Raw genomic sequence first — 10,278 nt, 5'->3', positions numbered from 1 at the left:
AACCATAGGTGGCCGTTACCGAAGAAACGGATATGTACTCAATCCCCCATCTCATGCTAACCCCCTGGCCCGCCAGCAAAACACCGCACTGACCGCAATCGCCGCCCCCGCCACGCCAAACACCCAAGGCGCCGACGCCACCGGCAACAACAACCCCGCCAGCAAAGGCCCAAGCCCCGCCCCCACATCACGCCACACCGCATTCGACGCCAACGCCGAAACCCGCATCGCCCCCGGATTACGCTCCGCCACCAGCGTCGTCACCAACGGCAACTGCAACGCCCGCAACACCAACACCGCCGCCGCCCCCACAATCACCCAATGACTACCAAACGCCCCCAACGCCAACGCACTGAGAAACGAAAACAGCAGCAACATCGACGTAGCACCAAACTGCTGCGCAGCACGCCCCCCCAGCGGACTCAGAAGCAACTCCGAAACATATCGCAGCGCCATCAACCCACCGGCAATCAATACCGCATTGCCACCCAACAGCTTCTGCGCCTGAATCGACAGGCCAAAGATAAACAGCCCATCCAGCGCCACCCCTTCGATAAACGACCAGGTCGCCACACTGTCAGGCAACTTGAACCGCCGCCCCGGCGTGCCATGCAAATTGTGACCCGCAGTCGGCAACCCCCGCGCCATCCACAACCCCACCAGGCAACACACCGCCAGAATCCAGAAGATCGGCCGCGGCCCAACCTGCAACGTCAGCCACCCACCCAACGGCAAGGCCAGCATCGGCCCCAGGGCAATCAACGCCCGCGACCGCCCCGCCCGCCGCGCCGCACCCAGCGGTTCAGAGGTGGCCAACACTTGAGTGGAAAGGTTCAACGCCGCAAAACACAGGCCCCAGACCAACCGCAGCCCGAGCAAGGCCGCAAACCCGGACAGCATCGAGTTGCCAAGGGCACACATCGCCGCCGCGCCGGCGGCAATGGAGCACGTCAGCCGATCACCATTACGGGCGTAGAAATTCAGAACATGCTTGTAGCCGAAGATCCGCACCAGGCGGTTGGCCGCCAGCAGCACCCCGGCCTGGGCCAGGGTGATACCGAACGCCTGGGACTCCATCGGCAGCACCAGGTACAGCAACACGTCACTGGGCAGGCACAGGCCAAGGGTCAGCGCGGCACGGCGGGAGTGTGAATCAGCACTGCGTTGGGCCAGATCAGACATAAAAGCTGAAACATTCAGAATTATTTAGACGGCCACGGTAGCCGTCTACCTCAAGGTTTTACAAGGCCCAAATGATTAAACCTTGGCGCCGTCCTGCATCAGACGCAACCCGCTGGCCACCGCGCCCACCAGGGCAAACCCGCAGCCCAGCCACAACGCGTACTGCGGGCCGCTGCTCAGGGACAGGTGGAAACACAACGCCACCAACGAAGCGCCGAGTGTCTGCCCCATCAACCGCGACGTGGCAACGATCCCGCTGGCTCCCCCGCTGCGGGCAATCGGTGCGCTGGTCATGATCGCCTTGAGGTTGGGCGACTGGAAAAAACCGAACCCGGCGCCACACAGGGCCATGCGCCAACCGATATCGAAGGTCGAGGCGTCGTTGCCCAGGGTCGCCAGCGCGGCCATGCCCGCGCTCAACATCACCAGGCCGATGCCGCACAACAACGCCAGGGAGATGCGGTCCGCCAGGCGCCCGGCAATCAGCGCCATCACCGCGACCACCGCCGGCCACGGCGTCATCAGGAAACCGGTGGCCACCTGGCTGTGCCCCAACACCGTTTGCAACAGGAACGGCAGCGACACAAACGCCAGCCCCTGGGCGCTGAACGCGCAAATCGCGGTGAGGGCCGACAAGGTGAACAGCGGGCGCTTGAACAGATCCACCGCAAGCATCGGCGCCGGGTGCCCGGCCTGACGGCGGATCAGCAACAGCCCGCACAGCAGCGCCACGGCGATCAGCCCCAGCGTCAACACCGCCTGCGCACCGTGCACCGCCGAGCCCAGGCCCAGCACCAGCAGGGCAAACAACCCGGCGCAGAGAATTGCCGCCAGCCGGTCGAAGGCATGCCCGGTGATCGGGATCACCGGAATCGCCCGCACCCCGAGCCACAAGGCCAATGCCCCCAGGGGCAGGTTGATCAGGTACAACCAGTGCCAGGTAGCCACCGACAGAATCGCCGACGCCGCCGTTGGCCCCAGGGTAAAGGCCAGCCCCACCACCAGTGAGTTATACCCCAGCCCCCGGCCGAGGATTTTTGCCGGGTAGATGTGCCGCAGCAGCGCAATGTTGACGCTCATGATTGCCGCAGCGCCCAGGCCCTGCACCACCCGGGCGGCAGTCAGCGTCGGCAGTGACCAGGCCAGCCCGCAAAACAGCGACGCCACCACAAACACCAGCAAGCCGCCGAGGAACACCCGGCGGTGGCCGACCACATCACTCAGGGACGCAAAGGGCAGTACCGCGGCAATGGTCGCCAACTGGTAGGCATTGACCACCCAGATCACCGAAGCGGAGTCGGTGCCAATCCCTTCGGCCAGGGTCGGCAACGCGGTGTTGACGATGGCCGTGTCGAGGGTCGCCATGCCGATCCCCAGGGAAATGGCGACAACCGCCGCTAGACGCTTATCACTGGGCAACCCATCAGCTACTGAAGACATGGACAATCCGCACACGTGGCAAAGGCGTCTAGATTACGGGCAGCGGCCTTTTTTTTCAGCGGGCAAATGCGCGGCTGTCCAAATATTCATGTTCAGGTGCGCCATTTGCCCATCAGGGCCATCTGCACCAGCACCTCGGCCAGGGCGGGCTGCGGCGCGCTGTTGACGGTGACCAGCGCCACACAGCGGCTCGGCCGCAAGGTGGCCGCTGCCGTGACGGCACGACCGCCGAGATCGAACCCGCCGAGCACCGCCTCGGGGATATGCAAGGCGTTCATCAGGTCCAGCACGTCCTGGCCGAGCACCACTTCCTGAGTGCTGGCGGGTGCCGCCTTGTCCAGCGGCGTGGTAGTGCCATGGCCGCGCAGGTACGGGGCAACCACCCGAAAGCCCTGGGACACCAGGTAGGGTGCGACCTCGGCGAAGCGCTCCAGGTCGCCGTCCGCGCCATGCAGCAAAATGATCGGCCTGCCCTCTTCCGGGCCGGCCTCGTAGTAGCCGATATCCAGCAGGTCGGTGCTGACCTGGCGGATCGTCCAACGGGCGGGCGTCGCCATGACCGGCAGTGACAACGCCACTGAAGCAATGGCGGTGGAAATCAGAAAGCGCCGGCGATTGAAAAAAGACATGGGTTTATAGCTCCGAAAAATTCGACACTGGAAGGTCGTCAACAACCCCCACAATCAACTCGCTGCCGATCCAGCCGGCCAACAGCTCACCGGCTTTCGCGACGCCCTGCTCTTCCCCCAGGCGCGCTACCAGAAACTCGCACAACCCGGCAAAACTGCCGTCGCCTTGCAGGTGCACCAAGGCCTGGAACTCCAGCGCATCGACCTGGCGCAAGCGCGAGGTGAACTGGCGGCGCCACACCAGCAGCCCACCGGCCTCGGCCAGCATCAGCGCCTCGGGCGCCGGGGTTTGCTGCCACAATGCCGACCAGATCGCCTCGGCGTTGGTGGTCAGCCCATGGCAGCGCAGCGACGGCGTGAGTTGCAGGCGTGCCGTGTCCCAATCCACCGACGCCAGTACGTCCATGGGCAACGGGCTGGCATCGGCGGCGACAAATGCTTCATTGAGCGACGACTCGATCCAGGCCAGTTCATGCACGTCGGGATTGTTGGGGAACAGTTCACCCAGGGTCAGGTGAAAACCCTCGGGATAGACGTCCAGGGTCCAGGCATGGGGCGGATGCCGGTCGATATGGCTGACGCACGCGGCCAGGAACGCCTCGTCCCCGACCCAGCGCCGCAGGTTGGGAAACGCCTGTTCCAGGCAACCCACCAATTGCGCGCGGTAGTTGTTCTGATACACCGCCAGTCCCGCGGCCTTGTTACCCAACATCTCGGCCGACTGCTCCGAGGCACTCACCAGCCAGGTATGAAAAGCCTGCTGCCATTGCGCGAGATTCATGAGCGCACCTGCGCACGCTTGTAGGCCTCGGAGGCACCGAGCATGCGGGCGATCGACAGCTCCTCCAGCAGCTCTGCCAGGGGCGGGATCTCGTCATCGCGCTCGATCATCGTGGCGACCGGGCCGAGCAACGCAACGGCCTTGGCATACAAGTCCCAGACGCCGTCACACACCGGGCTGTCGTGGCTGTCGATCAGCAAATCGCGGCCCTGGCTATGGCCGGCCAGGTGAATTTGCCGGACCCGCTCGGCCGGAATCCCGTCGAGAAACGCGAGAGCGTCAAAGCCATGGTTGCTGGCGCTGACAAACACATTATTGACGTCCAGCAACAGCTCGCAGCCGGTGCGCCGGGACATGGCGGCGATGAATTCCCACTCCCTCATGGACGCGCCATCAAAGGCCAGGTAGCTGGACGGGTTTTCAAACAGCATCGTGCGGCCCAACACTTCTTGAGCCCGGTCGATATTGGCGCAGACCCGGTCCAGTGCCTCATGGGTGTAAGGCACCGGCAGCAGATCATGAGAGTTGAAGCCCCCACTGCGGGACCAGCTCAAGTGGTCGGACACAAACAGCGGTTCGATCTCGTCCACCAGCGACTTGAGGCGTTTCAGGTAATCGCGATCGAGGCCCTCGGCCGTGCCGATCGACATCGACACCCCGTGCAGCGCCACCGGATACCGCTCGCGAATCTGGCGCAGGATGTGCCGGGGCTGGCCGCCCGCGACCATGAAATTCTCGGAGATCACTTCAACGAAATCCACCGCCACCGGGTTCTCCAGGAACTCGCTGTAGTGTTCCTTGCGCAGCCCCAGGCCATAGCCTGGAAAACGCGGGTTGGGTGTCGGCATCATGTGGTCTCCGTTGCATAAATAGGCGGCGGGCCCAACCTGGGCCCGCCGGGGTGTTACTTCGGTTCGGTAGTGGTGCCGCCCAGCTTCAGGCACTCGGACGGGGTCTTGACGACAACGCCCTGGCCCTTGCAGCTGTTGAGGCCCTTGCAATCGTTCTTGGCCGTGGCGCACAGGCTTTCGCCCTTGCAGTTGTTCACGCCGTAGCAGCGACCCGGCTGTTCCGGCTGGTCGGCGGCGCTGGCGGCCGCCGCGAAGGAAGCGGACGCCATGGCGATCAGGGCGGCAGCAGTGGCAAGGCTCAAGCGGGATTTGATGGATGTGCTCATGGGTATTACTCCTCGGGGGTGGGGTTTATTTGATGACGGATGCCGCGTCTTCGATGACCTTCGCCACAGCCTCGGGCTGGGAGATGTACACCGAGTGGCTGGCCTTGATTTCAGTGACTTTCGAGCCGGCGCGCTTGTACATCCAGCGCTGCAGATCGGGGCTCAGGGCACGGTCTTCGGTGGACACCACGGCGTAGGTCGGCTTCTTGTGCCAGGCCGCGGCCCACACGGTGCCGCCGAACAGCGCGGTGGTGGCCGGCACCTGGGAGGCGGCCATGAAGTCGGTGCGGTTGGTGGTCAGGTCGGCAGCAAAGTCGGCATTGAACTTGGTGCGATCAAAGAACAGATGCCCGTCGCGGGTCTGCATCACGTCATTGCTCGGCGCCGGCATCGACGACAGCAGCTGGCTCATGTTCTCGCCGACTTCCGGTTGCAGGGCCGAGACATAGACCATCGACTTGACCTTGTCGCGGTCACCGGCAATCGAGATCACCCCGCCGCCGGAGCTGTGACCCACCAGCACCACCGGGCCGACCTGCTGCTCCAGCACTTCGCGGGCCTCGGCCACGTCGGCGGCGAGGCTTTCATGGCCCTGATGCACCACGGTGACCTTGTAGCCCTTGTGAATCAGGATGTCGTGCACCACTCGCCAGCCGGAGCCGTCGACAAAGGAACCGGGCACGATCACCACGCTTTTACCGGTGCCCGGCTGGGGCTTGGCTGCATCGGCGGCCGAGGCCACCAACGGTGTAGCGAGTGCCATGGCGATCGCCAGGGAAGAAAGAATACGCATGCGACTCTCCACAGGCCTTGGGGCCTGATCATTGTTGTGAAAGGGTTAACGGCGTTGGCCGGACAGCACGCGGTCCAGTGACCAGGCCCCGCCGCCATATGCCAGCAGCGGCAGCAACAAGCCCGCCCAGGTCAGGTGGGTCGGCCAGGCGTCGGGGTATACGAACACCTCGATCACCAGGGTCATGCCCAACAGCGCGGCAGCCGCCGGGCGGGTCAGCAGGCCCAGCACCAGCAACAGCGGGAACAGATGCTCGGCGTAGGTCGCCAGGTGCGCTGCCCAGTCCGGCGGCACCAGCGGCAAGGCGTATTCCGAGCGAAACAAGGTGTAGGTCGACGGCTTGAGCTGCAGGAAACCGGTCACCTTGGTGCGGCCCGAGAGGAAAAACACCGAAGCGATCCCGAGGCGGGCCACCAGCAACAGCAGCGCCTCAGGCAGCACACGCTTGAGCACCGCAGGGGCCAGGGCAATCATGGTTGTTCCGTCAGGCTGCCGAAGCCTTTGGGGGTTTTGATCTGGGTGCAGGTGCCTTTGTCCACCAGCACCCAGGCGTTGCCCTGGTAATCCGCCTTGGCGGTGCCGGCGCAGGAAGTCCCGGCACCGGCGGCGCAATCGTTGGCACCGGCGAGGGACACGCCGAAGCATTTTTCCTGAGGCTTGGCATCCTCGGCATGGGCGGTGGCGGCGAAGGCACCGAGGGACAGTGCGAGGGTGGCGGCAAGGGCTGCGTAATGGCGCTTCATTGTTGAATCTCCTGGCTTGACTGAATGTGGCCAGGGCGCTTGTGCGGTGGGTGACCGCCTGCGCCATCTGGTAGACAGATTTAAAGCCAGGCGTGTATCCCGTCTGTGTCGCGTTCCCTCCTTCTATTCATGCCGGTGTATCAGGTGGGTGCTGATACACAGTCTGATACACAGCCAAAAAAACCACGCCAAACCACCGCCGTTTTATTCGGCATCCCGAACGACACAATTAGAAATATTCGCCTTTCCGAACACCCACCTTCCCCCGCTTTCGACGACCTCAAAAATCCCCATAAATTTCATACGGTTGTTGTCATCTTTGTTACATGCCAACTGGCATACATTCTGCTACATCAGGTTTTCTAGTAATAAAATGTTTCTAAATTGAAACAGTCTCATCGCCTGAAACCCAACGGCCCCGCGCCCTATAACAACGTCCATGCCCCAAAGGAGGGCGACAACTCTCACCTTTTTGATCGACTTCAACTCTCCAAGCCTGCTGCCGCACGTAAGCACCCAAAAGGGCGAATGGCCTGATCGCCAATAACAAGCCCGACTACAAAAAAGGACAAATTGATGAGTTCGAGCAAATACCCCGCAGTGTCCTTCACGGACCTCGCCCCCCAGGCCCCGGACCACACCGAGAATGCAATCGGTTTCGGCCCCTTTCTCTTGTTGGCGCGCCAGCATGTATTGCTGCGCAACGGCGAGCCGGTGACCCTCGGCAGCCGCGCCTTGTACTTGCTGATCGCCCTCGCCAGCCGGGCTGGCGAGTTGCTGGAAAAGTCCGAGCTGATCTCTTTCGCCTGGCCCAAGGTGGTGGTGGAGGAATGCAACCTGCGCGCGCAGATCGTTGCGCTGCGCCGGGCGCTGGGGGATGACGGCAACTTCAGCTACATCGTCACCGTGCCAGGCCGGGGTTATCGGTTTGTCGCGCCGGTGACGATGCAGGCAGTGAGTGAAGGCGCCATCGCCCAGGCGCTGGTACCCGCCCCGACGGTGGACGTGCCCAACCTGCAACCGCCACCCAGCACAGTGATTGGTCGCGAACAGCTGATCCTGAGCCTGGCCGACCAGGTACTGAGCCAGCGTTTCGTGACCATCACCGGCCCCGGCGGCATCGGCAAGACCACCGTGGCCCTGGCCGTGGCGCAACTGCTGCAGGGCCGCTTTCACCAGGGCATGTGCTTCGTCGACCTGGCACCCGCCACCAGCGGCCAATGGGTGGCCGGCATGCTCGCCAACGCCCTTGGCATCCAGAGCGTGAGTGACGATCCCTTGCAAAGCGTGGCCGCGATGCTCGCCAACAGCCCGCTGCTGTTGGTGCTCGACAACTGCGAACACGTGCTGCAAGCCACCGCCGACGCGGTCGAGGTGCTGCTGCGTTGCGCGCCCCAGTGCTGCGTGCTGACCACCAGCCGCGAGCCGCTGCGGGCCGAGGGAGAACGGGTGCACGACCTCGCCCCGTTGCTGGTGCCGGACGAAGACGTGAACTTGAGTGCCGAGCAAGCCATGACCTGGTCGGGCATCGCCCTGTTCATCGAACGGGTCAAGGCCCTCGACCCCGGCTTCGTGTTCAAGGACACCGACGTCGCCGCCGCCAGCGCCATCTGCCGCAAGCTCGACAGTAACGCCCTGGCCATCGAAATCGCCGCGGCGCGGGTGCGCACCTTCGGCATCCAGGACCTGGTGGGGTTGCTCGACGGCAGCTTCCGCCTGCAAATGACCGGCCGGCGCACCGCCCTCGCCCGCCACCGTTCACTGAGCGCGACCCTGGACTGGACCTACTCGATGCTCACCGGCGACGAACAGGCCATGTTGCGCCAACTGGCGGTGTTCACCGGTTCTTTTACCCTGGACGCGGTCAAGGCCATGACCGCCAGCAGCACCCTCGACGCCCGCAACGCCCTGCCCCTGCTGGAAAGCCTGATGGACAAGTCGCTGCTGATCGCCGGTGAATCGCAGTTGCTCAAGCGTTACCGCCTGCTGGAAACCACCCGCGCCTACGCCCTGGAGAAACTCAACGAACACGGCGAAGCCGATGCCACCCGCCAGCGTCATGCACTGTATGCGCTGGGCGTATTGCAGGAAGCCGGGCAGACCCTCGACGGGCTTTCTCCCGAGACCTGGATCGGCCTCTACGGCCCGGAAATCAACACCATCCGCACCGCGCTGGAGTGGGCCTTTTCAGCCTCGGGCGACCTGCCCACCGGCATCGAACTGACCCTGGGCGGCGTGCCGCTGTGGCTGCGCCTGTCGCTGGTCAGCGAGTGCCGCACCTGGGTCGACAAAGGTCTGGCCAGCGCCGCCACCACCCCGCTGCCGCTGCGCCAGCGCATGCTGTTGCAAACCGCCCTGGCCAGCGTGCTGATGCTCACCTATGGCACCGGCGGGCCAATGCGCGAAGCCTGGCGCCAGGTGCGTGAAGACGCCCGCGACCTGGGCGATGCCGAGCACAAGCTGCGGGCGCTGTGGGGCCTGTGGAGTGACCGCTGCGGCTGCAACCAGTACGCCGAAGCGCTGGAATTGGCCGAGCGCTACATCAGCCTGAGCCACAGCGGCAACCAGCAACTGCTGGGTAAACGCATGCGCGCGCTGGCGTTGTTTCACATGGGCGACCTGGCCGGCGCCCGACAGAATATCGACGAGGCACTGGGTTCACCGTCGGCGCCGCGCTCGCACATTATCGACGTGCATTTTGACCAGCGCATCGCCGCCCGCTGCCTCAAGGCACAGGTGCAGTTGCTGGAAGGCGATGTCGACCCGGCGCTGCGCCTGATCGGCAGTTGCGTCGATGAAGCCATCACCCTCGATCACCCCGCGACACTCTGGTACACCCTGTGCCTGGGGGCAATTCCCCTGGCGCTGTTGGCGTCCAACCTGCCCAAGGTGCGGTATTACCTGGGCTTGCTGCAAGACAGCACGACCCAGCAGGACCTGCACATCTGGCGTCAGTTTCGGCTGTGCTTCGAGAGCATCCTGCTGATCCGCCAGGGGTCGCCCGAAGAAGGCGTGCCGTTGCTGGGTGAGGCCTTGCATCACCTGCATGGCCAAGGCGACAGCCAGCTTTATAGCTTGCTGCGTTGTGAATACGCCCTGGGTCTGGCGCGGCTGGGCCTGGAGAAGCTGGCGCTGGAGGTATTGGAAGACACCCTGCAATTGGCGCTGGGCCGGCATGAGCGCTGGTTCGTGCCGCAGATGTTGCGGATCAAGGCGCAGCTGATTCTGCGTCAGGCCCAGTACGGGTCGGTGGACAAGGCCAAGGTGTTGCTGCGCCAGGCGTGGGTGGATGCGCAACTGGCCGGGGCGCATTTCTGGCGGGCGCAGATTGCCAGTGACCTGGCCAGGTTGCAGGAGCCGAAGATGCGGATTGCTTCGTTGCCCCGGTTTCAGCATCGGTAAATGTGGGAGCGGGCTTGCTCGCGAAGGTCGCTAACGATGACGCGGGCATTCTGGATGAACGCGGCGCTCTCAGGTTTTTCGCGAGCAAGCCCGCTCCCACAGAAAAGCAGGAGTGCGGGCATGCCGAGCCT

At 64.0% G+C, this 10,278-nt stretch carries 10 protein-coding genes; 1 reads left to right on the top strand and 9 read right to left on the bottom strand.

Annotated features, from left to right (window positions below):
- Positions 1-51: 51 nt before the first annotated feature.
- From HX811_RS25170 to HX811_RS25130, 9 genes are all read right to left on the bottom strand, one after another.
- Complete coding sequence (locus HX811_RS25170) at positions 52-1,182, bottom strand: MFS transporter (protein WP_177047857.1); 1,131 nt, start codon at positions 1,180-1,182, stop codon at positions 52-54.
- Positions 1,183-1,257: 75 nt separating this feature from the next.
- Positions 1,258-2,622, bottom strand: a complete 1,365-nt coding sequence (locus HX811_RS25165) for an MFS transporter (RefSeq protein ID WP_102606436.1) — start codon at positions 2,620-2,622, stop codon at positions 1,258-1,260.
- Between the two features lie 92 nt (positions 2,623-2,714).
- Entirely contained in the window at positions 2,715-3,251 is a 537-nt protein-coding gene (locus tag HX811_RS25160; protein ID WP_177047855.1) for an alpha/beta fold hydrolase, read from the bottom strand.
- A gap of 4 nt (positions 3,252-3,255) precedes the next feature.
- Complete coding sequence (locus tag HX811_RS25155; protein WP_177047853.1) at positions 3,256-4,032, bottom strand: DNA-binding domain-containing protein; 777 nt, start codon at positions 4,030-4,032, stop codon at positions 3,256-3,258.
- Positions 4,029-4,880, bottom strand: coding sequence for a DUF692 domain-containing protein (locus HX811_RS25150; protein ID WP_177047865.1), 852 nt, complete (start codon positions 4,878-4,880; stop codon positions 4,029-4,031). The genes HX811_RS25155 and HX811_RS25150 overlap by 4 nt, the downstream gene beginning before the upstream one ends.
- 56 nt (positions 4,881-4,936) lie before the next feature.
- Positions 4,937-5,209: a hypothetical protein gene (locus HX811_RS25145; RefSeq protein WP_003211275.1), complete on the bottom strand. Its 273-nt coding sequence runs from the start codon at positions 5,207-5,209 to the stop codon at positions 4,937-4,939.
- Positions 5,210-5,234: 25 nt separating this feature from the next.
- A complete protein-coding gene (locus HX811_RS25140; RefSeq protein ID WP_003211274.1) occupies positions 5,235-6,002 on the bottom strand; it encodes an alpha/beta fold hydrolase in 768 nt (255 codons plus the stop codon).
- Between the two features lie 45 nt (positions 6,003-6,047).
- Complete coding sequence (locus tag HX811_RS25135) at positions 6,048-6,476, bottom strand: DoxX family protein (RefSeq protein WP_003211272.1); 429 nt, start codon at positions 6,474-6,476, stop codon at positions 6,048-6,050.
- Positions 6,473-6,745, bottom strand: coding sequence for a DUF2282 domain-containing protein (locus HX811_RS25130; RefSeq protein WP_003211270.1), 273 nt, complete (start codon positions 6,743-6,745; stop codon positions 6,473-6,475). The genes HX811_RS25135 and HX811_RS25130 overlap by 4 nt, the downstream gene beginning before the upstream one ends.
- A 576-nt stretch (positions 6,746-7,321) precedes the next feature.
- On the opposite strand from HX811_RS25130, the gene HX811_RS25125 reads away from it, so the two are divergent.
- Positions 7,322-10,147: a winged helix-turn-helix domain-containing protein gene (locus HX811_RS25125; protein WP_177047851.1), complete on the top strand. Its 2,826-nt coding sequence runs from the start codon at positions 7,322-7,324 to the stop codon at positions 10,145-10,147.
- The last annotated feature ends 131 nt before the right edge of the window (positions 10,148-10,278 follow it).

Source organism: Pseudomonas sp. F8002, from assembly GCF_013385495.1.
GTDB lineage: Bacteria > Pseudomonadota > Gammaproteobacteria > Pseudomonadales > Pseudomonadaceae > Aquipseudomonas.
The sequence above is the reverse complement of the archived record's forward strand: the minus strand, read 5'-3'. Positions and strand labels throughout refer to the sequence as shown.

Excerpts from the sequence above, each read along its gene's own strand:
- HX811_RS25170 (WP_177047857.1), bottom strand. The coding sequence starts at position 1,182 with ATGTCTGATCTGGCCCAACGCAGTGCTGATTCACACTCCCGCCGTGCC.
- HX811_RS25165 (WP_102606436.1), bottom strand. The coding sequence starts at position 2,622 with ATGTCTTCAGTAGCTGATGGGTTGCCCAGTGATAAGCGTCTAGCGGCG.
- HX811_RS25160 (WP_177047855.1), bottom strand. The coding sequence starts at position 3,251 with ATGTCTTTTTTCAATCGCCGGCGCTTTCTGATTTCCACCGCCATTGCT.
- HX811_RS25155 (WP_177047853.1), bottom strand. The coding sequence starts at position 4,032 with ATGAATCTCGCGCAATGGCAGCAGGCTTTTCATACCTGGCTGGTGAGT.
- HX811_RS25150 (WP_177047865.1), bottom strand. The coding sequence starts at position 4,880 with ATGCCGACACCCAACCCGCGTTTTCCAGGCTATGGCCTGGGGCTGCGC.
- HX811_RS25145 (WP_003211275.1), bottom strand. The coding sequence starts at position 5,209 with ATGAGCACATCCATCAAATCCCGCTTGAGCCTTGCCACTGCTGCCGCC.
- HX811_RS25140 (WP_003211274.1), bottom strand. The coding sequence starts at position 6,002 with ATGCGTATTCTTTCTTCCCTGGCGATCGCCATGGCACTCGCTACACCG.
- HX811_RS25135 (WP_003211272.1), bottom strand. The coding sequence starts at position 6,476 with ATGATTGCCCTGGCCCCTGCGGTGCTCAAGCGTGTGCTGCCTGAGGCG.
- HX811_RS25130 (WP_003211270.1), bottom strand. The coding sequence starts at position 6,745 with ATGAAGCGCCATTACGCAGCCCTTGCCGCCACCCTCGCACTGTCCCTC.
- HX811_RS25125 (WP_177047851.1), top strand. The coding sequence starts at position 7,322 with ATGAGTTCGAGCAAATACCCCGCAGTGTCCTTCACGGACCTCGCCCCC.